Annotated in this window: 13 protein-coding genes; 4 read left to right on the forward strand and 9 right to left on the reverse strand. The window is 68.9% G+C overall.

The genetic code is table 11. The features are described 5' to 3' along the window. Positions 1-99: 99 nt before the first annotated feature. Complete coding sequence (locus Acor_RS25875) at positions 100-5220, forward strand: non-ribosomal peptide synthetase (RefSeq protein WP_170317081.1); 5121 nt, start codon at positions 100-102, stop codon at positions 5218-5220. A gap of 122 nt (positions 5221-5342) precedes the next feature. Here Acor_RS25875 and Acor_RS25880 read toward each other — a convergent pair whose 3' ends face one another. Beyond that, complete coding sequence (locus tag Acor_RS25880; RefSeq protein WP_170317082.1) at positions 5343-6317, reverse strand: LLM class flavin-dependent oxidoreductase; 975 nt, start codon at positions 6315-6317, stop codon at positions 5343-5345. Continuing rightward, positions 6314-6520 carry an MbtH family protein gene (locus tag Acor_RS25885; protein WP_155339344.1) on the reverse strand — a complete coding sequence of 69 codons (207 nt, stop codon included), beginning with the start codon at positions 6518-6520 and terminating at the stop codon, positions 6314-6316. The genes Acor_RS25880 and Acor_RS25885 overlap by 4 nt, the downstream gene beginning before the upstream one ends. A gap of 217 nt (positions 6521-6737) precedes the next feature. Here Acor_RS25885 and Acor_RS25890 point away from each other — a divergent pair, with 217 nt between their 5' ends. After that, on the forward strand, positions 6738-9011 hold the full coding sequence (locus tag Acor_RS25890; RefSeq protein WP_155339345.1) for a lantibiotic dehydratase: 2274 nt from the start codon (positions 6738-6740) through the stop codon (positions 9009-9011). 44 nt (positions 9012-9055) lie between these two features. On the opposite strand, the gene Acor_RS25895 is transcribed toward Acor_RS25890, so the two are convergent. From Acor_RS25895 to Acor_RS25920, 6 genes are all read right to left on the reverse strand, one after another. Beyond that, positions 9056-9820 (reverse strand): thioesterase II family protein, encoded by a 765-nt coding sequence (locus Acor_RS25895; protein WP_170317083.1) that lies wholly within the window; start codon positions 9818-9820, stop codon positions 9056-9058. Positions 9821-9852: 32 nt separating this feature from the next. After that, positions 9853-15360 (reverse strand): type I polyketide synthase, encoded by a 5508-nt coding sequence (locus tag Acor_RS25900; RefSeq protein WP_155339347.1) that lies wholly within the window; start codon positions 15358-15360, stop codon positions 9853-9855. Positions 15361-15423: 63 nt separating this feature from the next. Beyond that, positions 15424-16353: an ornithine carbamoyltransferase gene (locus Acor_RS25905; RefSeq protein WP_246239112.1), complete on the reverse strand. Its 930-nt coding sequence runs from the start codon at positions 16351-16353 to the stop codon at positions 15424-15426. Between the two features lie 76 nt (positions 16354-16429). Beyond that, complete coding sequence (gene sbnB, locus Acor_RS25910) at positions 16430-17461, reverse strand: 2,3-diaminopropionate biosynthesis protein SbnB (RefSeq protein WP_155339349.1); 1032 nt, start codon at positions 17459-17461, stop codon at positions 16430-16432. Between the two features lie 30 nt (positions 17462-17491). Then, positions 17492-18268 carry an ABC transporter permease gene (locus tag Acor_RS25915; protein ID WP_170317084.1) on the reverse strand — a complete coding sequence of 259 codons (777 nt, stop codon included), beginning with the start codon at positions 18266-18268 and terminating at the stop codon, positions 17492-17494. 13 nt (positions 18269-18281) lie between these two features. Next, complete coding sequence (locus tag Acor_RS25920) at positions 18282-19229, reverse strand: ATP-binding cassette domain-containing protein (protein ID WP_155339351.1); 948 nt, start codon at positions 19227-19229, stop codon at positions 18282-18284. 140 nt (positions 19230-19369) lie between these two features. On the opposite strand from Acor_RS25920, the gene Acor_RS25925 reads away from it, so the two are divergent. Then, positions 19370-20419: a cysteine synthase family protein gene (locus tag Acor_RS25925; RefSeq protein ID WP_170317085.1), complete on the forward strand. Its 1050-nt coding sequence runs from the start codon at positions 19370-19372 to the stop codon at positions 20417-20419. 525 nt (positions 20420-20944) lie between these two features. After that, positions 20945-23806 carry an AfsR/SARP family transcriptional regulator gene (locus Acor_RS25930; RefSeq protein WP_170317086.1) on the forward strand — a complete coding sequence of 954 codons (2862 nt, stop codon included), beginning with the start codon at positions 20945-20947 and terminating at the stop codon, positions 23804-23806. 42 nt (positions 23807-23848) lie between these two features. Here Acor_RS25930 and Acor_RS25935 read toward each other — a convergent pair. Beyond that, positions 23849-24258: cellulose binding domain-containing protein (locus Acor_RS25935; protein ID WP_174876197.1), on the reverse strand; the 410-nt coding region annotated here is incomplete at its 5' end.

Here is a 24258-nt window from a genome sequence, read left to right on the forward strand (position 1 = left end):
GTGCGGGACGTTCCTGGCGAGAAGTCGCCAGACGCTTCTCATTCCATTTCACCTGCCGCGATGCTGCTGCACGTGGTGGATAAGGATCCGACTGACGGCGTGGGTGAACGTGCAGAGTTCTCTGTGCTCCCTGATGAGGAGTCCGGTTCGATTCGCGCCTGGAACGACACCGGGCGCGTCCGCCCCGAGGTCACCCTGCTCGATCTGATCCGGGAGCAGGACCCCGAGTCCGTCGCCGTTCTCCATGGTGAGCAGCAGCTCACCTACGGCGCCCTGCTCGCCCGTGCGCGGATCCTCGCCGGGCACCTGCGGGGGCAGGGCGTCGGACCCGGCGAGCTGGTCGCTGTGTGCCTCGACCGGGGGCCGGATCTGCTCGCCGCCCTCCTCGGCGTCTCGATGTCCGGCGCGGCCTACCTGCCGATCGACCCGGCCTACCCGGCGGCCCGCACCGAATACGTCATCGCGGACAGCGGCGCGCGCGTCGCGCTCACCGAACGGCACCTCGAACCTGCTGGAATCCCGGCCCTCTACCTGAGCGATGTCCTCGCCTCGGGAGACGGCTCAGCACACACCGCAGGAGCAGCCTCAGCAGACAACGCGGGAGACGGCTCGCGAGACGCCTCGGGAGACACCGCGCGAGACGGCTCGCGAGATACCCCGCGAGACACCGCGCGAGACGCCTCGGCCCACTTCGACGACGAACTGCCCGCCGTCGATCCGAGGAGCCCGGCCTACGTGCTGTACACCTCCGGCTCCACCGGCCGTCCCAAAGGCGTCGTCGTCCCGCATCGCGCGCTCACCAATTTCCTGCTCTGGGCGCGGGACCTGCTCGATGCCGGGCCGCGCCATGTCTGGCTCGCGCTGACCTCGCTCTCCTTCGACATATCGGCGCTGGAGCTCTATCTGCCACTGATCACCGGGGGCACCTGTGTGATCGCCGATTCCGCCCACGATGGGGCGGAGGTCGCCCGGCTGATCCGGGCGCACGGCGTGACCCACGTGCAGGCGACGCCCTCGGGCTGGCGCGTGCTGCTGACCGGCGATCTTCCGCCGGTGGTGGCGCTGACCGGTGGCGAGCCCCTTCCGCGTCAGCTCGCAAGGCAGCTCAGATCCCGGGTGAGCCGACTGATCAACGTGTATGGACCCACGGAGACCACGATCTGGTCGACGGCCTGGGAGATCCCCACCGATCCTGACGAGATCAGGATCGGCAGTCCCATCGACAACACCACGGTCCACGTGCTCGACCGTGTGGGGAGGCCCGCGCCGATCGGCGTGCCCGGCGAACTGTTCATCGGCGGCACCGGTGTAGCGGACGGCTATCTCGGCCGGCCCGCGCTCACCGCGGAGCGCTTCGTCCCCGACCCGTTCGGCGCACGCTCCGCCCGCCTCTACCGGACCGGCGACGTCGCCAGGTGGCGGCCCGACGGCAGTCTGGACTTCCTCGGCCGTACGGACGACCAGGTGAAACTCCGCGGGCACCGAATCGAGCTCGGCGAGATCGAGGCCGTGCTGGAGGAACATCCCGCCGTCCGCCAGGCCGTGGTGCTGGTCCGCGGCGACTCGCTCGTGGCGTTCTTCGTGGGGCGGGCCGGGGACCTGCGCGAACACGCGGCGCGAAAGCTGCCCCCGTACATGGTGCCGGGTGCTTTCGTGGAAATGGACTCCCTGCCGCTCACCCCGAACGGCAAGGTCGATCGCCGCTCCCTGCCCGACGCGCCCGTGCGGCCGGCTCCGACGCCGCCCCGAAGCACCGGCGAACGCCTGGTCGCGGACGTCTACGCCGAAGTGCTCGGTCTCGAAACCGTGGGCGCGCACGATGACTTCTTCCAGCTCGGCGGCACCTCACTGACCAGCGCCGCGGTCGCCGGTGAGCTCCGGAGGAGGCTGGAGCTGGACGTGCCCTCGCATGTCGTTTTCTCCTGCCCCACCCCGGCGGCCCTGGCGGCCTGGCTCGACGATGCACGTCCGGCGACACGGATCGCCGGGACCGAATCGTCCGAGTACCCGCTCAGCCCTCTTCAGTTCCGGCTCTGGCTGTCCCACGCGCTCACGCCCACCGGCACGGCGTACACCGTTCCGGTGGTCCTGGATCTGTACGGCGAACTGGACACCCGGGCGTTGCGCGACACGCTGGGCGAGCTGACCCGGCGGCACGCCACCCTGCGTTCGGTCGTCGTGCCGCGTGGCGGTCGGCCCTTCGCCAGGGTGCTGACCGGCCCTCCCGAGCTGACGATCACCGGCTGCGCCGAGGACGGGTTCGACCCGGCCACCGACGAGTTCCTCGGGCGGCCCTACGATCTCAGCACCGATCCCGCCCTCCGCGCGATGCTCCTCACCACGGAGAATCGCCATCGCTTGGTGCTCGCGATCCACCATCTGGCCGTGGACGGGCGATCAACCGAGATCATCTTGTCCGAACTCGGCGAGCTCTACACCGCTCACCTGCGGCGGACGCCCTCCCGGCTGACGCCGCTCCCCCTCGACTTCGGCGCCGCCGCGACGGCCCGTGATCTCGACGAGGAAAGCGTCCAGCGGCAGATCGGCTTCTGGGCACGCTACCTCGAAGGGGCCACGCCGGGCCGCCTGCCCGTCAACGCGGCAGCCGCCCCTGCCGGCGTCGGCGGGCAGCACGCCAAGCACCTCGCTCCCGAGGTACGCACCCAGGTGGAGACCCTCGCCCGGCGCTGCGGGACGACGTCGTTCGTCGTCATGCTGGCGGCCTTCGGCTCCGTCCTGCGCGGGTGGACCGGCCAGGACGACATCTGCGTAGGAGTTCCCGTATCCCGCAGGGACGGCGCGGACCTCGATCAGGTCGTGGGCTTCTTCGTCAACACCGTGGCCGTACGGATCGACACCAGCGGCGACCCCACCTTCTCCGAGCTGGTCGGACGGCTCGGCGGCCAATGGGGACAAATCCAGGCCAACGCGGACGTGCCCTTCGACCAGGTTCTGGCCGAGACGGGACTGGAGCGCCCGTTCGCCGTCTGGTTCAACCATCTCGGCGCCCCGGACTCCGCCCCGCCGATGCCGGGCCTACGCACCTCGGTCGCCCCGCCTCCCTCGCCGCCGGCCCTGTACGACCTCAACGTCTACCTCACCGACGACGGCGAACGCCTGACCGTGCGCGTGGTCCACGACGCGGCGACCTGCCCGCCGGAACTGGGCGCGGCACTGCTGAACCAGTACGAACTGCGGCTCGCGGAACTCGTCGCGGACCCCCACCGACGCCTGGACAAACCGGACGTGAGCGTCGATCAGCCATCGACCCTGGCAACGGCCGCCGTTCCGGCCGACGAGGCGATCCGCCGACTGTCCGACCGGATCGAGCGGGGAACCGGCGTCATCGTGGACGACCACGGCGTCCGCACCTCCGCCGCCGTCCACGAGGATGCGGCCCGGATCGCCGCCTCCATCGGGAAAGCCGGCGTGCCCCCAGGCGGTACGGTGGCCGTGCTGTCGGCGAGGTCCCGCCTGATGCCCGCGATCCTGCTGGGCGTCTGGCTGGCAGGCTGCCGTTACGCCCTGCTCGACCCGGCGCTCCCGCCCCGGCGCCTGGCCGCCTGCCTGAAGGCTGCCGACCCCGGCGCTCTGCTGATCACGCAGGCCGACCGAGGTAAGGCGACAGCCGCCCTCAACCAACTGGGCGAGCACCTCACCGCCCTCGACCAGCTAGGCGAAGACCTCACCGCCCTCGACCAACTGGGCGAGGACCTCGCCGTCCTCAGCGTGGCGGGCGACGGCGAAGTCACCCTCCAGGGCCGCGCCAGGGCCACCGGTCCGCTCGTATCCCCGGGCTACGTCGCCTTCACGTCGGGAACAACCTCGGGCCCCAAGGCGGTCGTCGCGGAACCAGGTCCGCTCGCGCACTTCCTCGACTGGTACTGCGACGCGTTCCAGCTCGGCCCCCGCGACCGTTTCTCCTTCCTGTCCGGGCTGGCACACGATCCCCTCCACCGGGATCTGTTCACGCCGCTGTGGTGCGGCGGCGCGCTGCACGTCCCTCCCCCCGGGCCGTCCACCCCCGAGTCCCTGCTGAAATGGCTAGCGGCCGAGCGGATCACGGTCGCCAACCTGACCCCGCAGTACTCCCGCCTCCTCGTCGCCGCCGCCGACGCGAGCGGCCTCCGCCTGCCCGACCTCCGGCTGGTCTGCCTGGCCGGCGACGTGGTCACGCCCCGCGACGTCCAGGATCTGTCGCGCGTCGCCGAACACACGACCGTCGTGGTGGGGTATGGCGCGACGGAGACCCCCCAGCTCCCCTCGTACCGCCCGATCACCTTGCGCGAGGCCGAAGACTGGGCGGCGCGCCACGGTCCGGCGGCACCACTGCCACTCGGATCCGGTGCGCCGGGCGGCGAACTGATGGTGACAACGCCATCCGGACGCCCCGCCGCCGTAGGCGAGGTCGGCGAGGTCGTCGTGCGCAGCAGGCATCTGGCGACCGGCTATCTCGACGCCGAGCTCACCGGGGAACGCTTCGCCCAGGACCCGGTGCCGGATGTCCGGCGGTTCCGTACCCGCGACCTAGGCCGGCCGCTGCCCGACGGCACCATCGAGTACCTGGGACGGCTGGACGACGAGGTCAAGGTCCGCGGCCACCGGGTCTCCCCCGCCGAGGTCGACGCGGCGCTGAACCGGCATCCCCAGGTCCGCGAGTCGATCACCCTCGGCCGCCGCGTCGGCCAGGAGGTCGAACTCGTCTCCTACCTGGTCCCCGTCGGGACCGCACCGGTCGCCGTCGACGAGGTGCGGTCGTTTCTCGCGCAGGACCTCGCCGCCCACTCACTACCCACCCTGGTGGTCCACATGGACGAACTTCCGCTGACGCCCAACGGCAAGATCGACCGAGCCGCGCTCCCCGAACCGGCCCCCCGGCGGCCGGTGCTGCGGCCGGCCTACATCCGGCCCTCGGATGACCTCCAACGCCAGATCGGGGACGTGTGGGCGGCGACGCTCCGCCTCGACCGGGTGGGGGTGGACGACAACTTCTTCGACCTGGGCGGGACCTCCGTGCGGATGACGACCGTCCACACCGCGCTCTGCTCGGAACTGGGGCAGAACATCCCGCTTCTCGATCTCTACGAGCATCCGACCGTACGGGCCCTCGCCGACCATCTCCGAGGCGACCGGAACGGCGTCACGCGAGCACAGCGCAGGCGGGTGGCCGTACCCGAGGACGAACGGCGGCGACGCCTGGCCGCGCGGCGCGGCCGGTGACGGCTCACCACCGAGGTTCTGGTGGCGGACAAGCCGCAGGCGACAACGCCTGGCCGGCCGGTGACGGGCACGCGGACCCGCCGGGCACAGAAAAGCCGCCGGGCCGGTTGGCCCGGCGGCACCTACGCCAGCGCCGCCCGGACCGTGTCCAGATACCGGCCCCGGTCGAGGAAGGCGCTGCCGGCCGGGCAGATCAGCATCTGCGTGACACCCTCCGCGGCATAGGCCGCCATCCGGGCGTGCGACTCCGCCGGCCCGCCGATGGCCGACAGCCCCCGGATCATCTCCTCGTCGGGCCGGCCGGCTCTGATCTGGGCTCCGAATCCGCTGGCCTCGAAGAGCCGCCGGTAGGTGGGGACCCGCACATACGCGGAGAGATACTCACCGAACCTCGTCTGGTCGGCTTCGACCTCCGGCGTGACCGCCGCGCAGATCAACGCGGCGACCTCGAATCCGGCCCCGCCCGGGTAGCGGCCGTCGGTGCGCCGCGCGAACCCGCGCCGCAACGCCGGCATCACCACGTCCCTGACATAGCTCGGCGTGCACATCCACAGGATCACACCGTCGGCGACTTCCCCGGCCAGTTCGAGCATCCGCGGCCCGAACGTGCCGACGTAGACCGGCAGATCAGAGTGGCGCTCCTGCGTCGGGGGATAGAAGACATGCCCGCCGAACCATTTCCCGTCGTGATCGGCCTCTCCCTTCTGGATGGCCGCCAACACGATCTCCAGGTACTCGCGCATGCCGGGCACTGCCGGCGGCGCGGCGCCCGCCCCGACCATCCACTCGCCCACGTCACGGTGCCCGAGCCCGAGCCCGAGAACGAACCGCCCGCCGGACAGTTCACCCAGCGTGAGCGCCGTGGACGCCATGGCCACGGGCGGCCTGGAGTAGAGCGGCAGGATCGCGCTGCCGAGCGTGATGCGCTCGGTGCGGGCCGCCAGCGCGGCGAGCACGGTGCCGCTCTCCCATTGGCCCGGCATCTGGATGAGCCACTGCGAGTCCGCGCCCATCTCCTCGGTGATGTCGACGCGCTCCAGGGTCTCCTGAAGAGTGACTCCCTGCGGCTCCAGCGCCGCGCCGACCCGATGGCTCACGCTTCCGCCTTTCGCTCTCGCAGGCTGCGTGGCCGCATGTCGGTCCACACCGTGTTGATGTGCGCGAGGCAGTCGTTCTTCAGCCCTTCGGTCCCATCCGCGCGCCATCCCGGCGGCGGTTCGCGGTCAGCGGGCCAGATCGAGTACTGCTCTTCTTCATTCACCACGACCTGATAAGTACGCCCGTCGTCGTCCTCATACATTTACGCTATTCACCGCCGTCATCGCAGGAACTCACAGTTCATCCTGACGGCGAGTCGAGACCAACCGCCATAGCGGCGGACAAGATGGCGATTTATCGCCATATATCGTGGCGGACCCCGCTCTACCGGCCCTTCCACTATCAGACTAACTGCCGTGAATGGCTTTCTTTCCCGGGTGCGATAAATCCGGTCGATGGATTGAAGGAAGTTGAAGCGAATGAGCAATGACGCGTGGCGTCCATGGGCCGACGTGGCCGTGCGCAGCGCCGGTTTTCCGATCCATGAGCTTCTCCGGCTCGCGGACCCGGAGACGGCCGCGCTCGCGCTCGACCCGGAATCATCGGCCGAACGAATCCACGAGTCCTGGCATCGCGGTATTCACCGGACGTCGGCGCACCTGCTCAGCATGGCCGAGGGCGATTCATTCCAGGCGGCCCTGCTCTGGCAGAACCCGCACGCCGTCGAGCACGTCACCGGCTGGCTGCGACGCCACGCGGCCGACACCACCCGGACTCGGGATCGGCGTCGCAAAGAGGCCAAACTGACCCGCTACGCCCAGCGTTACCACGCGCGCAACGAGACCATCGGATTCTTCGGCCCCTGCACCTGGACCGATTTCTCCGACGACGTCGAGGTCATCACCGCGCAGCCCGGACCGAACCTGGTCGCGGCGCGCGAGGTGCACTTCGAGGACTGGGCGATCGACGCCCTGGGCACCGCGCTGGCCAAGGACCCGGCGATCCGGCGTCGGCTGGCCCCGGCCCGCCTGGCCGGTGTCGTGGTGCAGGGCCCGCTGGCCCTGTATCCGGACGGGTCGCCCTGCCGGCTGCCGTCCGTGGACGCCGCGGTCCTGGCCGCCGTGGACGGCACGAGGACCCCGCGTAGCCTCACGGCCGAACTGCGCTGGCAGGGGTTCACGGGGGTGACCCGCGAGGACGACGTGGTCGCGGCGCTGGAACGGCTGCTGGCCCGAGGGCTGATCGTGTGGCGGCCGGACGTCCCGGTCGATCCGTGGCCCGAACGCGCGCTCCGCCGCCAGTTGCAGGCGCTGCCGGAATCCGATGGCCGCGCGGCGGCCCTCGACGCGCTCGCGCAACTCGAAGACGCCCGCGCGGCGGTGGCGGACGCGGCCGACCAACCGGCCGGCCTGGCGAAGGCGTTCACGCTCCTCGACCAGCGGATGAAGCAGCTGACCGAAGCGCCGGCCGTACGCACCAAGGACCAGGGACACTACGGCCGGCGCGCCGTCTACGAGGACTGCCGCAGGGATGTCGACGTCCGGCTGGGCGCCGGCCTGCGGAGCTCCCTCCTCCCGCCACTGTCCTTGATGCTCGACAGCGCCCGCTGGCTGACCTGGCGATTCGGCGACCACCTGGAATCGCTCATCGGCGAGTTGTACGACCAGTTCGCCGGTATGACCCCGGGAAACGGCGTTCCGCTGGGCATCATCGTGAACCAGTTTCTTGACCGGATCTCGGATCCTGCCTGGTCCGCGCCCCTCGTCGAGGAATTCCAGAAGTCCTGGAGCGACATCCTGTCCTGGCGCGCGGGTGAACGCCGGGTCCGTCGAGACTCGGCCGGCCTCGCCGTACCAGTCGCCGCCGCGTTCGCCGCCCCGCCGCCACTCTGGTACGGCGCCGCCCAGCACAGCCCCGACGTCATGATCGCAGCCGCCGGCCTGGGGGAACTGCAGGCAGGCCGCTACGAATTCGTCCTGGGCGAGATCCATCTCGCCATGGCGACCCTCGACAACTACGCGTTCACGACAGCCCACCCCGACCCCGACCGGCTGCGCCACGCCGCCGAGGCGGGGCCCGCCGACCGGCCCCGGGTCGTTCCCATCTATCCGCGCTCCCCCAAGGTCACCGGACGGAACTACCCGACGCCGGATCTCTTCTCCGATCGCTACTGGTACCTGTCCTTCGCCCCGGGAAACGGGGCCCGCGCGGTTCCCCGGGGAAGGAGCCTGCCACTGGACGAACTGGTCGCCGAGCGGACCGGCACGTCGATCACCGTACGGACCCGGTCCGGAGCGCGCATGCGCGTGCTCGACGTCGTCGGGGAACTCACTCAGGAGGTTCTGGTGAACCTCTTCCAGCCGCTGCCCCCTCTTCCCCACACCCCCCGGGTGACCATCGACGACCTGGTGGTGGCCCGCGAGAAGTGGCGCCTGCCCGCGCACACGATCCCGGCGGGCTCCGGGCGGGACGAGCCGGCCGCGTTCGCCGCCCTGCGCCGCTGGGCCGAGACCACCGGCCTGCCGCGGTTCGTCTTCTGGCGGGCGGCGGGCCGGACCAAGCCGGTCTACCTAGATTTCGACAGCCCGCTGTTCGTCAACGACTTCCTCGCCTCGGTACGGCAGGCGCGAGGCGACGGTGTGGTCGAGCTCACCGAGATGCACCCCGATCCGCACCACGTGTGGCTCCCCGACGCCGACGGCCACCGCTACACCTGCGAACTGCGCCTGGTGCTGGCCGATCAGTCCGGGTGAACGCCAAGTGGCCGTGGGCGCCGGATCGGCCCCACGGCCACTTGTCATCGGCCGCTGAGTAGTTCTCTGACCGTTTCAATGGTCATGTTCCGGGCCTTCAGCAGAAAGAAGTGATCGCCCGGAAGCATCCTGACGTGGAAGGGGCCGGTCGTCAGCGCCTCCCAGGCGTACAACTCGGCATCCGGCACCGATACATCGGAGAGACCGCCGAGCACGGTGACCGGGCAGCCGAGCGGCTCCTCCGCCACCCATTGGAACCGCTCGAACAGGGCGAAGTCCGCCCGCATGGTCGGCAGCAGCAGATCGACCAGATCCGGCTCGTCGAACAGCTCCCGCGGCGTGCCGCCGTAACTCCTCAACTTCGTGATCAGCTCTGCCCGGGGCAGGGAGTGGGTCGGCGGCGCCGGATCGGGCCGGTGCGGCGGCCGATTCGCCGACACGATCAGCCGGACCGGCTCCGGCAGCCCACGCCGGCGCACCTCCCTGACGAACTCGAAGGCGATGCTGGCCCCCATACTGTGCCCGAACAGCGCGTACGGCCGCCGCGGCAGATAGGCGCCGAACACATCCGCCAGCAGCGCGGCGAGCGCCGGGAGGTCGTCCATCGCCGGCTCCTTCAGCCGGTTCTCCCGGCCCGGCAGCTGCACCGGCCAGACCTCGATCCCGCTTTTGGCCAGTTCGGCGCCCCAGGACCGGTAGGCGGAAGCCCCGCCTCCCGCGAACGGGAGGCAGAGCAACCGCTGCCGGGCCCTCGGCTCGGACCGCGCGCTCAGGGTCCAAGGCTCGGGCGGGAGGTCAGCGCCCAGCACGGGGCACAGCCCTCGTTGCGACGGTCACGCCGTCACCGCCCTTCCAGCAGGGCGAGCATCTTGGCCGCCTCCTCGTCGGAGAGGGACTCGACCTTGGTCAGCAGCGCGCTTTCCACGAACTCGGCGAGCTGACCCACCGTCGGCTGCTCGAAGATGGTCCTGACCGGTAGCTCGATCTCGAACCGCCCGCGGATCCGGGTGCCCAGCTGAACGGCGACCAGCGAGTTCCCGCCGAGCTCGAAGAAGTCGTCGTCAATGCCCATCTTGTCGACGCCGAGTGACTGCGCCCCGAGCGTGGCCAGCATCTTCTGGACCTCCGTCTTCGGCTCGCGGTAGGGCGTGTCGATGAAGCGCTCGACGGTCTGTCCCGGATCGGCGTCCGGCAGTTCCCGTTCGAGGAGTTCGCTGTTCAGTCCCGAGATCCGGCGGATGCCGACGGCCAGTTCCTCGCGTGAGATCACCACGTGCGCGCGCGGCCAGCTGTCGAGGACGCGGTGCAGGACGTCCATGCCGAACTCCGGCATGATCGCCCAGGCGTTGGTGGTGACCCGGTCCCCGGACGGCTGGGACGCCCCCTCAGCCTGGACCGTCGCCTGGATCGCCGCGGGGTCGACTCGCCTGATCGCGTACCCCTCGACGCGGACGAGTTCGTTGCCGTCGTCGTCGATCAGGAGCACGTCGGTGCTGATGATCTCGCCGTCGGCGGAGTCGAGGTGGCGGATGTAGGAGGAGAAGCTCGGCGGCAGCGGACGCCGGACGAGCACTCTTTCGTAGGCGAAGGGGAGGTAGCGGTTCTCGGTCTCGATGGGCAGGTACTGGGAGTTGGAGACGGCGTCGTCGAACAGCGCGGGGTGCAGGGTGTAGACGGCGCATTCGTCGTGGAACTTCGTGTTGAGGCTCAGCTGCGCGATCTCCTGGAGTTCGCCCACGCGGACGGCTCCCACGTTGTTCCAGTGCGCACCGAAACTGACGATCCCGGAGCGTTCGGCTTCGTACCCGAGGCTGACGGCGGCCGAGTCCGCGGAGTTGCCGAACTCCAGCTTGTCGCACTGTTTGCGGATGGCGTCGAGGTCGTGCACCGGCGCCGGTCCCGAGTCCACGGCCCGCACCCGGCCTTTCACGTGCTCACTCCAGCCCCCGGAGCCCGCGACCGGTTTCGTGGTGATCGTCACGTCGTATCCGTCGCCGTCCTCGCGCAGCGTGACCCGCAGCTCGCGCTGGTCGGGGATGACGATCGGGCCGAGGAAGACCACGTCGCTGATCTCGGCGTACTGCGCGCCCACCGCGCTGGTGAAGGCCTCGTGAATCACTTCCAGGCAGTAGGTCCCCGGGAGAACGGAGCGTCCCGCGATCTGGTGATCTGTCAGGACCCAGTGGGATTCCGGGCCCAGCGTGACGGAGAAGACGATGTCCTTGCTGCGGTCGTAGATTCGCCGGTCCAGCAGTGGCAGTTCGACGTCCTCATGCCGGACTCCCTTCTGCAGATCGCGGAAGAAGCTCGGCGCGGCCGCCGTGGCCTCGTGGGCCATGCCGACCCCGCCCCAGACGCCCCATCCGATCGACAGCACCGCTTCTCCCCTGGCGCTGGCCCGGCGGGCGAAGGCGTCGAGGAAGTTGTTGGCCCCGCAGTAGTCGGCCAGGCCGAAGTTGCCGAACACCGCGTCGATCGAGGAGAACAGCACGAAGAAGGCGTCGCCGCCGCCGAGCACCTTGTGCAGGGTGAGCGTGCCCGCCACCTTGGGCGCGAGCACGCGCTCGGCGTCCTCTCTGGTCTTCACCGCGAGCATGCCGCCCGCCAGGACGCCGGCCGAGTGGAAGACGCCGTCGATCGCGCCGAAACGCTCGTCGACGATCGCCACCAGGGCGCGAAGCTGCTGTTCGTCGGCGATGTCACAGCTTTCGACCAGCACCGCGCCGCCGGCGTCCTCGATGGCGAGCAGTTTCTGGATCTGATCACGCTGACGCTCGTCGGAACTCTCGTCCCCGAGGATGGCGTTCCATTCCGAGCGCGCCGGGAACGGTGAACGACCCACCAGGACCAGGCGTGCTCTCACCGTACGAGCCAGGTCCGCCGCGACAGCCAGCCCGATACCGCCCAGCCCACCGGTGATCAGGTAGGTGCCGTCCTCCTTGAGGACGACGGGCTTCTCGGCGGGCTCGATGGGCGGAAGCTTCTCGTGACTCCAGACCCAGCGCTTCCTGCCACGCCAGGCCACCTGAACGTCGTCGTGGACCGCGTGAACCTCTGCGAGCAGCTGCCCGGCCAGGGTCTCGTCCGGGAGCGCCGAGGCGAGATGGATGTCAACGCTCCGGCATGCCACCCCCGACATCTCCCGGTTGATGCCGTGAACCGGCCCCAGCAGCAGCGCCTTGGCCGGGTCTATGTGCTCCTCGCCCGAGATCTGCTGCATGTCGCTGCTGACCACCGTGATCGTCACGGGCTCCTCCGACGGCCTGCCGTCGAGCACCTGCCCGAGATACATCAACGCGAAGAAGCCCGCATCCTCAAGCCCACGGACATGGGCGTCGTCGAGCACGTTCTCGACCGGCGCGGTCGCCGTCCAGCCGTGGACCACGTCGGTGGGATAGGCGTCGACGGCGAATCGATCGAGCAGCGCGTCGTAGTCCGCGCGCATCCCGGGCCGGACCTGCACGCGGTCCTCGCCGAGCACCCCGAACTCCTGGCCGGGAACGACGGTGGTGACCTCGGCGCCGCCCCGGCGGAGCCCGTCGGCGAACGACTCGATGACGCCATGGCCGGGGCTGAACACGAGCCAGCGCCGGTCCGCGGCGACGGCGGTCCTGCCAGGCGGCAGCGCCGACTCGCGCCAGACCGGCGCGAAGACCGACTCCTCCAGCGGAAGCACCCGCGCGTCGTCCTCCGGCCGGCCTTCGGCCCGGACCGACTCGGGATCGGGATCGACCCAGAAGGTCTGCCGCTCGTACGGATACTCCGGCAGCGGCACCTTGCGCCCCGACCCGGCCAGCGCCTCCCAGTTCAGGTCCACACCGGCGACCCAGAGCCGGGCAGCCGACTCGGCCAGCACCATCTCGTCGTCAAGCTCCTTGAGCGGATGACGCATCGTGGACACCGTCGGGATGCTCTGCCCGCGCAGGCACTGCCGCGCCAGCACGGTCAGGTTCTCGCCGGGACCGACCTCCACCAGAGCGAGGTTCTCGTCACCGCCGAGGGTCGCGAGCCCATCGGCGAACCGGACCGCACGGCGAAGATGCTCGGCCCAGTAGCCGGGATCGGTGGCCTCGTCATCGGTGATCCAGGTGCCGGTGACGTTCGACACGAACGGAATCGTCGGCGGAGACAGCACGACATTCGCCACGACCTCGCGGAAGGGAGCCAGAATCGGATCCATCATCGCCGAGTGGAACGCGTGCGAGGTGTGCAGCGCCCGAGTCTGCACCCCCTGCTGGGCGAGCGTCGCGGCGAGCTCGTCGAGCTCGGGCTTCGGCCCGGCGACAGCGGTCATCTGCGGCCCGTTGACCGCCGCGATCTCAACGTCGCCGTAGAGGTACGGCCGGACCAGAGCCTCGGGCATCGGCACGGCCAGCATGGCGCCGGACGGCATGGACTGCATGAGCCGTCCCCGTGCCGCCACCACCTCCAGCGCGTCCGCCAGCGAGAAGACCCCCGCCAGGTGAGCGGCGACGTACTCCCCGATGCTGTGCCCGATCATGGCCTCCGGCGTAACGCCCCAGGACTCCAGCAGCCGGGCCATCGCGTACTCGACGACGAACAGCGCGGGCTGCGTGATGCTGGTCCGCCCGAGATGCTCGGTCGCCCATTCTTCCTGCCCGTCCAGGGGGAACAGCACGGTACGGAGATCCATCCCCAGCTTGGGGTGCAGCAACTCCGCGCACTGATCCACGTTTTCGCGGAAGGAGGGGACACGCTCGTACAGGTCGCGCGCCATGCCTGCGTGCTGGGACCCCTGACCGGGGAACATGAACGCCACGGCGCGCCGGCGAGCGGGCGCCGAGGAAGTGATCACTCGTGCCGTGTCCGTCGAGCTCCGTGCCACGGCGGCTCTCCGATGGGAATGAGCCACCCTGCCCGTCTGCAGCGTCCAGGCGACATCTTCCATCGCGATGTCCGGCTGACCCGTCAGGTGCGTCTTCAGCCGTTCCACGCCACGGTCCGCCGCGGCCGAAGTCTTCGCCGACACCGGAAGGACGTGCCACGAGGCGACCGGCTCGCCGGTGCGGAGTTCGGCGGGCGGCTCCTCCAGCACCAGGTGAGCGTTGGTGCCGCCGATCCCGAACGAGCTGACGGCCGCGCGACGCGGTTCGTCCCCGCTCGCCCAGGGGCGGAGTTCGGTGTTCACGAAGAACGGGCTGCTGGGGAAGTCGATGTTCGGGTTGGGCTCGTCGAAGTTGATGCTCGGCGGCAGCTGGCCGTGCTTGAAGGCCAGGCAGGCTTTGATCAGCCCGGCCGCGCCCGCCGCCGGTCCCAGATGTCCGATATTGGACTTGACTGAGGAGATCGCGCAGTACTGGTGGTCCGCCACGCCCGCCGAGCGGTAGGCCCGGGTGAGGCTGGCGATCTCGATCGGGTCGCCGACCAGGGTTCCGGTGCCGTGGGCCTCGACGTAGCTGATGGTCCGAGGGTCCACCTCCGCGGCGGTGAGGGCCTCCAGGATCAGCTTCGTCTGCCCGTCCACGCCCGGCGCCGTGAATCCGACCTTCGCCGAGCCGTCGTTGTTGACGGCGGAGCCGCGGATCACCGCGTAGATGTGGTCGCCGTCCGCCCTGGCGTCGGCCAGGCGTTTGAGCACGACCACACCGACTCCGGTGCCGAAGATCGTCCCGCCGGCCTTGGCGTCGAACGCCCGGCAGCGGCCGTCCTTGGCGAAGATGCTTCCTTCCATCCAGTAGTGGCCCGCGCCGTAGGGCAGCTCGACCTCCACTCCGCCGGCGAGGGCCAGGTCGCAGTCACCCAGGCGCAGGGCCTGGCAGGCGAGATGGACCGCGACCAGCGAGGTGGAACACGCGGTCTGGACGTTCACCGCAGGACCCTGCAGACCGAGCCGGTACGCCACCGCCGGGGTCAAGTAGTCCGGATGATTGCTGACGTCGATCCCCATCATCCCCGCGGCCCGGGTGACGGCGCGATTGCGCTTGACGTAACGCTCGCCGTAGAGGGCGTTGGCTCCGCCGCCGTACACGCCGACGACGCCGTCCTGTTCCGACAGCACGCAACCGGCGTCCTCCAGCGCGGAATGGCACGCCTCCAGGAACATGCGGCCCTGCGGATCGCGGATCTTCGCCTCCAGCGGCGTGTAGCCGAAGAAGCTCGCGTCGAAGTCCTCCATGCCCTCGATCAGCGGAGCCGACCGGATGTAGTCCGGGTCGCGCAGATCCTCCTCGGCCACGCCGCGGTCGCGCAGTTCGTCGTCCGTCATGTGGGTGATGGATTCCACCCCGTTGATCAGGTTCTGCCAGTACTCCCGCACGTCTCCCGCGCCAGGGAACCGGCCGGCGATCCCGGTGATCGCAATATGGTCGTCGCGTAGCTCACTACTCAACTCGGTCTCCTTGCTAGGAAAGGAAGCGGCGAGGAATCGCCGACAGCTGTCTGGGGAAATCCGTCAATGTCGTCGGCCGAGCAGGCACCATTCCAGGAGCGCCTTGGCGCTGTGCAGCTTGTTCTCCGCCTGCTCGAACGCGATGCTCGACGGCCCGTCGAGGACCGCCGCCGTGACGTCCTCGCCGCGATGAGCCGGCAGGTCGTGCATGAACAGGGCGTCCGGGTGGCGTTCCATCAGCCTCCCGTTCACCTGGAACGGCTCGAAGAGCCGCCGCCAGTCGGGGTCAGGCTTGGAGGTGCCGGTCGTCTGCCAGCGCGTGGTGTAGACGACGTCCGCGCCCGCGGTCGTCTGCCCGAGGTCGTGGCATTGGGTGATCCGCGTGCCGCGTGGAGTCGCCTGGTCCCGGGCGAGGTCGAGGACGCTTTCGGCCACTCCGTAGCCCGCCGGGGTGGCGAGGCAGAGCTGGACGTCATGGAATCGGGCCAGGCCCAGCGCGAGAGCGGCGGCGGTGTTGTTGCCCTCGCCCACGTAGAGAATCCGGAGACCGTCGATCCGGCCGAAACGGCGGAGGAGGGTGGTCAGATCGGCGATGGCCTGGGTCGGGTGTTCGTCGGCGGTCATCGCGTTGATGACCGGCATGCTGGGCTGGGCGGCGAGTGCCCTGACCTCGTCGGGGGCGTCCGCGGTACGGACCACCAGGGCGTCCAGCATTCGCGCGAATACCTGGGCGGTGTCCTCGATCGATTCGCCGGTGCTGAGTTGTAGGTCGGCGGGGCCGTAGGGGAGGTAGCCGGCGCCGAGGCGGAGTGCCGCGCTCGCGAAAGCCGTACGGGTCCGGGTGGAGGTTCTCCGGAAGTAGCCGCCCACCACTCTGCCGGTGAGCGGCCGATAGGCGGGGTCCCGCTCTTCGGCGAACCAGGCGCCTCTGCGGACCAGATAGTCCAGATCGCCATCGTCCAGGTCACGAATCGAAATGAGATGCCGATGCACAAGATAACGATGGCCGCCGCTCCCGGCCCGGACAATACATGGCGAACAGGGTGGCGAGAAGTAGCCATCTTTCTGATCAGGGCGCGCCATATCGATGGACGTCGTAAAAGAAATCGGGCACCGTTCGTAATTCACCGGCGGACGCGATGTGGTCGTACACGTACTTGGCGACGGCGAGGTCGAGCACGCCCAGCCCGAATGGGGAGAAAATCACGGGCTGGTCGGACGGCGGTGTGATCTCGCCGGTGAGCACGTCATAGAGGGTGCCGGCCACGAAGTCGCGGTGACCCGCCCGCTGCTGGGCCAGGTGCGGGGACGTATTGGCTTTCATACAGTGCTCGACGTCGTCGACGACATTATACGAAGACAAGATGATCTCCGGCGACAGATCCCGCAGCGATACATGCAGGACGATCGGGCAATGCTCGAACCAATTCGGCTCGATGACGTGCGGTTCCCCCGCGACGGTCGCGAATACGACCAGGTCCGAGGAGCGAATCAATTCTTCAGCCCGGTCGTAGACGGTGATCGCGCCGGGCTCCGTACGCTCCAGATAGCCCTGGAAACCCTTGGCGTGTTCGGCCGACAGGTCATGGACGCCGACCCGGTCGAATACGAAGCCGTTCCCGGTGAGGTAGGTGTGGATATAGCGGGCGATGAATCCGGCGCCGAAGAATCCGACCCGGGTGGGACGATCGGGCCAGGAGTCACTCAGTCGCATCGCGGCCAGGGAGGCGGACGCGGCCGTGCGCGCGGCGCTGATGATCGAGCTCTCCACGCAGGCGAAGGGATAGCCGGTCTCGATGTCGTTCAGAATGAGTACCGCCGAGGCCCGGGGAATCCCGGCCGGCACGTTCTCCGGAAAGCTGGAGATCCACTTAATGCCGTGGACGTCGACGTCTCCCCGAATCGACGCGGGCAGCGCGATGATCCGCGCGGACGGCCGGTCGGGAAAGCGCAGGAAATAGGAGTCGGGATTCACCGTCCCGCCCTCGCCGTGCAGGAGGTAGGCCGCCTCGATCAGGCGGGTGATCTCCTTTTCCCGCCCGCTGACGGCCTGATTCACCTGGGCACCGGATATCACAGCGAAGGAGGGGATCTGACTCATGGTGGCGACTCCGCACAGTGGTGGAATTACTTATACGTCGCGCTGGTATCGGCGCAGGGCCGCCAGTGCGCCCCACATGAGAAGCATCCCCAGCCCCACCAGGAGGCCGAGGCGGGAGAGGACGACGCTCCAGTCCGTAACCTCGCCGAGCGTCTGGCGGCCGACCTCCACCGCCCAGTTCACCGGGTTGAACTGGGCCACCGTGGTCACCCACCCCGGCACCAGGTTGGCCGGCATGAAGGTCGTGGACAGGAAGGTCAGCGGCATCATCGTGAAATTGACCAGGCCGACCAGCGTCTCCTCTTTGCGGACCAGCAGCGCGATGACATTCGAAAAGATCGAGAGCGCGATGCCGAACGCGACCACGGCGAGGAGAAAGACCGCGATACCGATCACGCCGCCCTCATAGCGGGCGCCGAGGACGACACCCATTCCCAAGATGATGGAGGTGGGCACGAGACCGCCCACCGCCTGCCGCAACACCGGGCCGCTGATCAGGGCGCTTCGAGCCACCGGCGTGGTCAGCAGCCGATCCAGCGTGCCCCGTTCGATGTCCTGCAAGATCAGGACACCGTTCCACACACTCGCGAACAGGACGGTCATCACGGCGATGCCGGGCATCAGGAAGTCGACGTAGTCCCCCGCCCCGAATCCGGGGATGTCGACGACCCGCTGGAACACCGCACTGAAGAGAGCGAGCCAGATGAACGGTTCGATGAGATTGGTCGCCACCAGCCATCGCTGCCGGAACAGGCTGATCAGCTGACGCTGGGTCATGTAGCCCGTATGAATCAGAGTGGCGATCACCAGGTCTCCTGCCTCAAGCCGAGAGCTTCTTGCCGGTGTAGTTGAAGTAGACGTCATCGAGCGAAGGCCGCTCCATGGTCACGGAGGACACCCCTACGCCGTATCCGTCTAGTGCGGCCAGCACGGCGGGGATGGCGTTCGCGCCATTGCTGGTGCGCACGCACAGAGATCTCCCGTTGGCGGTGAATTCTCCGATCGACCGCAGACCGCCCAGAGCGCGCCCCACCTCGCCGGCGACGACCGACTCGCTCAGGTTGATGTAGAGCGAATCACCCCGCAGCCCGTCCTTCAGGCCGCTCGGTGTGCCCGTCACCACGACTTTCCCGTCGTCCACGATGGCGAGCTGACTGGCGAGTCTGTCTGCCTCTTCCAGATAGTGCGTAGTGACCAGAATGGTGATTCCGTCCTGGTGGACCAATTTGGCGAGGTCTTCCCATATCTGTGCTCGAATTTCGGTGTCCAGGCCCACCGTCGGTTCGTCCAGGAACAATACCTCCGGCCGATGGATCAAACCCATCGCAATGTCCAGCCGGCGTTTCATGCCCCCCGAATAGGTGCGGACCAGACGTCCGGCGGCCCGAGACAGTTCCAGCTGGTCCAGCAGTTCGTCGATCCGATCGGCGAGCGCGCGCCGCCGCAGGCCGTACACCCGGCCCTGCAGGGCGAGATTCTCTTTCCCGGTCGCGTTCGGATCCGCACTGGCCTTCTGCCCCACCACACCGATCACCCGGCGCACCCGGTCCGGATGGCGGCGTACGTCGAGGCCGGCGACCTGGGCGCTGCCCTCATCCGCCCGCGAAAGCGTCGTCAGGATCTTGACTGTCGTCGATTTTCCCGCGCCGTTCGGCCCCAGCAATGCGAACAGAATTCCGGCGGGCACGGTGAACGACAGCCCATCCAGCGCCCGAATCCCCCGCGGATAGGTCTTGACCAGGCCCCGCACCTCGATGGCGGTTTCCATCTTCGCTCCTCATCGGGCACTTTCAGCCGGATGCCGATCGTATTGGTCCGGCCAGTGAAATGAACAAGGTTATCCCGCGCTTCTGGCGAGAAGTCGCCAAGTGCTTTTGCTCGCGGTACGGGCACAGCAATATCGATATCGTGGCGACGGACTTCTTGAACTCGATCAGGCGCACGCCGGTGGCTACCGTCCAGGTGAAGTCCCGAGGTCGAATCCGCCATTTACTACTCAAACGCGAGTCCTTCAATCCGACGGGGTCGGTCAAGGACCGCACCGCCCTGGGACTGCTCCGGGCCCTGGACGCCCGGGAGGAACTGCGGCCGGGTTCCGTCGTGGTGGAGTCCACCTCGGGAAATCTCGGCCTGGCCCTGGCCCACCTGCTGGACTCCCTCGACTGCCGGCTCATCGCGGTCGTCGACCCGAAAACCCCCGAGGCCACGCTGCGTCAGTTGAGTGCCGCCGGCGTGCAGCTGCACTGGGTGGACGTACCAGACGGACACGGCGGATACCTGCTCAGCCGTCTGGAAGCGGTCGCCGAACTGCGCCGCAAGAACACCGGATACCGCTGGACCAATCAGTACGGCAACCCGGCGAACCCCTTGATCCACCAGCAGACGACCGGCCCGGAGATCGTGGCACAGGGAGGCCGAGAGCTTGACGCCGTATACGTAGCGGTTTCCACCGGCGGCACCCTGGCCGGAATCGCCGCCCACATCAGGCCGCTCCGCCGCCCGATCCGACTGGTGGCGGTCGACGCGGCGGCCTCCCTCGCCACGACGGGCGCCGTCGACCTGGACCGGCGGCCCGGCATGACCCGGACGTCACGCCTCGTCCCGGGCATCGGCGCAAGCCGGCCCTCCTCGTTCCTGCGATCCGACTCCTACGATCGGGCCGTCGCCGTGACCGACGCGATGGCGATCGCAACGGCCCGGATCTTCCTGGAAGACACCGGTATCGGCCTGGGCGGATCCGCCGGTTCCGTGGTGAGCGCCTGCGTTCACGACCTCGCTGAGCCTGGCGCACCTCGGCTGCCGCTCTGCCTGGCCGCCGACGACGCCGACAAGTACGCGGCGACACTCTACGACGACGGATGGCTCACCAAGATGGACCTCCTCCACGAGGTGACGGAGACGATTTCCCGTTTCAGGTCCGACGGGCTGGAGTTCTCCGCCGACTCATCCCCCAATTGAGCGATTCTGCGCCGATGGCACCCACCCACGCTTCGCCGCTTCCACGCCCGCCTGAAACCGCGTCTGCACACCCAGGAAGTCGAGCAGCTCCGCCACGCGCCGACTGAAGGTCCGCGGCGACATGGAGAGCCGGCGACTGGCGGTGATATCGGGGACACCCATGAGCAGCTGCTCAAGCACAGGCCAGAAATGAGCGGGCAGCTGAGGGCTTCGATGGATCGCCGTCCTCGGTTCGACGGCCCGGACGCGATCGGTGCCTGCGGGTCTCAGCGTGATCACCAGCTCTCTTGGACGGCACACACGAGAGTCGGCAGGACGGCGTTCGAGCCAAGCGCCCCCGGGGCTCTCCTCCAGACAGCATGCGAAGCGCCGGTTTAGCGCAGTTTTAGTGCCGCTTTCGTGCCACTTTCACCCAGGATTCTTGGTTTCGGCTAAACATAAACCACAGCACAAGTCCGAAATATTACCTATGCACCTATATATGACTAAATGCGATTCAGCAGGGGCCGGGTAGCGTGTTTACTCATGCTGGAATTCTGCGTACTCGGGCACCTGCAGGTCAGACGCGACGGCGTACCCGTGACCTTGGGTGCGGAGATGTGGCGACGTGTGCTGGCGGTGTTGTTGTGCCGGGCGGGCGAGGTGACTCCGGTCGAGGATCTGATCAGCGCGTTATGGCACGACGACCCCCCGCAGAGCGCACGGAAGACCGTCCAGCTGTATGTGCACCGGCTCCGCCAGGCCCTCGGCGACAACGAACGGATCGTGCACCGGACGGCCGGCTACGCAGTCGTCCTCGCCCCGGAAGAACTGGACACCCTGCGTTTCAGCCGCCTCGTCGCCGAAGGACGGGCCGCGCGGCAGCACGGCGATCTCGACCGGGCCAGCGTGACGCTGGAACAGGCCCTCGGACTGTGGCAAGGCCCCGCATACGCCGGGTTCGACGACATACCGCTGATCAACAGCGAGGCACGGCACCTCGAAGCACAGCGGGTGCTGACCTATGAGGAACTGGTCGCCGTCAACCTGGAACTGGGCCGCCACGCCGAACTCGCCGTCGACCTGATCGAGACGACACAGGTCCACCCCTACCGTGAACGGCTGCGCGCCTACTTGATGCTCGCGCTCTACCGGTCCGGACGCCAGGTCGAGGCGCTGGAGGTCTACCGCCGGACCCGTGCGACCCTCAACGCGGAACTCGGCGTGGAACCCGGGCCGATGCTCAGATGGGTCCACGAAGCCATCCTCCGCGACGACGAGACCCTCGCGACGATCACCAGTGCCGGCCTGAACCACATCACGAGCGGCTCGGCTCCGGAGATCAGGCTGCCCCCCGAGCTTCCGATGCCGCCCGCACAGTACAAACCCGCATCCGGCTTGGTGCCTGCCCAGCTCCCCGCGGACCTGCCCGAGTTCATCGGTCGCGCCGCCAGCCTCCGCCAGCTGGACGCCCTGCTGCCCGAGGACCCCGCGCACCAGCCCGTCACCCTGGTGCTCTCCGCGATCTCCGGCACCGCGGGGGTCGGCAAGACGGCCGTGGCGGTCCACTGGGCCTACCGCGTACGCGACCGCTTCAGTGGCGGCCAGCTGTTCGTGAACTTGCGGGGCTTCGGCCCATCAGAGTCGGTGATGTCGCCAGCTGAGGCGATTCGCTGCCTGCTGGACGCGCTGGGCGTGGCGAACGAACAGATTCCCACCGACCTGGACGCCCAGATCGGCCTGTATCGCAGCCTGCTGGTCGGCAAGCGGGTGCTGATCCTGCTGGACAACGCCAGGGACGCCGAACAGGTACGGCCACTGCTGCCCGGGGCGCCGGGATGCCTGGTCCTGGTGACCAGCCGCAACCGGCTCTCCGGCCTGGTCGCCCTGGAGGGCGCGTACCCGCTGATCGTGGATCTGCTCACCGAGTCCGAGGCGCACGAGTTCATCGCGGCGCGCCTGGGCCGGGACCGGGTGGCCGGCGAGCGGGAGGCGGTGGCGGAGATCATCACCCGGTGCGCGCGATTGCCGCTGGCGCTGTCGGTGGTGGCCGCCCGCGCCGCGACCTACCCGGCCTTCTCCCTCGCGGCGCTCGCGAAGGAGCTGAGAGAGGCGCGCGGCGGGCTCGACGTGTTCGCCGACGGGGACACCGCCACCGACGTGCGAGCCGTGTTCTCCTGGTCGTATCACGCGCTCAGCACCGACGCGGCCCGCCTGTTCCGGCTCCTCGGCCTGCACCCCGGCCCGGACATCGCGGTGCCCGCCGCGGCCAGCCTCGCCGGAATCTCCCAGAAAGAGGTACGCACACTCCTGACCGAGCTGTCCCGCGCCCATCTGATCAACGAGGTCGTCCTCGGCCGGTACACCCTGCACGACCTGCTCCGCGCCTACGCCACCGAACAGGCCCAGTTGCTGGAGCCCGCGGACGACCAGCGCGCGGCGATTCACCGATGGCTCGACCACTACCTGCACACCGGTCACGCCGCCGCGCTGCTCCTGCATCCGCACCGGCAGCCGATCACGCTCGCCGCGGCACAGATCGGCGTGGTGGCGGAGGAACTGACCGACCGCGAGCAGGCGATGGCCTGGTTCACCGCCGAGCATCCGGTGCTGCTCGCCCTCATCGACCAGGCCGTCAACGCCGGGTTCGACACCCACGTCTGGCAGCTGGCCTGGACCATGGACACCTTCTTCCAGCGGCGTGGCCACTGGCACGACCAGGTGGCCACCCACCACGCCGGCCTGAGCGCGGCCACGCGGCTGGCCGACCCGATCGGCGAAGCCCTCGCCTGCTCCGGCCTCGGCGTCGTCTACACCCACCTCGGCGAGCACGACCAGGCAGGCATGTACCTGTGCCGCAGTCTGGGCCTGTTCACCAAACTGGAGGACGTCGCCGGGCAGGCGCACGTGCATTTCCATTTCGGCTGGCTGTCCGAAGTGCGAGGCCAGTACCAGGAAGCCCTCGATCACGCGCGACAGGCTCTCGACCTCTACCAGGCCACCGTGCACCGGTACGGGCAGGCCAACTCCCTCAACGCCGTCGGCTGGTACCGCGCCCAGCTCGGCGACTACGCCACGGCCTCGCACTACTTGCTGCGGGCGCTCACTCTGCACCAGGAGATCGGCGACCATAGCGGCGAGGCGGCCTCCTGGGACAGCCTCGGCTACAGCTACCATCACCTCGGCCGCTACCGGGAGGCCGTCACCTGCTACGAGAACGCCCTCCGCCTGACCCGGATCCTGGGTGACCGTTACTACGAGGCCGACACCCTGAACCACCTCGGCGACACCAATCACGCGGCAGGGGCGTACGACGCCGCCCGCCGTGACTGGCAGCAGGCCGTGGACATCCTCCACGAACTCGGTCACTCCGACGCCGACCAGATCCGCGCCAAGCTTCAGCAATGAGTTCGGGCCAGGTGGTCGTTCCCACCTGGCCCGGTTGTGGTGTCAGGGGCTGGTGCAGGTGGCGGTGGGGGTCGCCGCGGCGCCGTTGGCCGTGAAGCCGAACGTGGTGGACGAGTTCGCCGCGACGGAGCCGTTGTAGGCCGCGTTGCGGACGGTCACGTTGGACCCGGAGACGGTCTGTATGCCGCTCCACACGTTGGAGAAGGTCTGCCCGCCGGGCCAGGTCCACCGCACGGTCCACGCGGTGATCGGCGCGTTGCCCGCCCGGACTGTGACCGTGGACTGGAACCCGTTCGGCCAGTTGCCGACCGTCGCGAGCGTGGCCGAACAAGCCCCCGGAACCGGAGACGGAGTCTGCGACGGACTCGGGGTCGGCGTGGGCGTTGAGTTCGGCGACGGGGTCGGGGTCGGCGTGGGGGTCGGGGAGGGGTTGGGGCCCGCCGCGTTGAGGG

It is taken from the genome of Acrocarpospora corrugata, from assembly GCF_009687845.1.
Classification (GTDB): domain Bacteria; phylum Actinomycetota; class Actinomycetes; order Streptosporangiales; family Streptosporangiaceae; genus Acrocarpospora; species Acrocarpospora corrugata.

Excerpts from the sequence above, each read along its gene's own strand:
- Acor_RS25930 (WP_170317086.1), top strand. The coding sequence starts at position 20,945 with ATGCTGGAATTCTGCGTACTCGGGCACCTGCAGGTCAGACGCGACGGC.
- sbnB (WP_155339349.1), bottom strand. The coding sequence starts at position 17,461 with ATGAGTCAGATCCCCTCCTTCGCTGTGATATCCGGTGCCCAGGTGAAT.
- Acor_RS25885 (WP_155339344.1), bottom strand. The coding sequence starts at position 6,520 with ATGTATGAGGACGACGACGGGCGTACTTATCAGGTCGTGGTGAATGAA.
- Acor_RS25920 (WP_155339351.1), bottom strand. The coding sequence starts at position 19,229 with ATGGAAACCGCCATCGAGGTGCGGGGCCTGGTCAAGACCTATCCGCGG.
- Acor_RS25890 (WP_155339345.1), top strand. The coding sequence starts at position 6,738 with ATGAGCAATGACGCGTGGCGTCCATGGGCCGACGTGGCCGTGCGCAGC.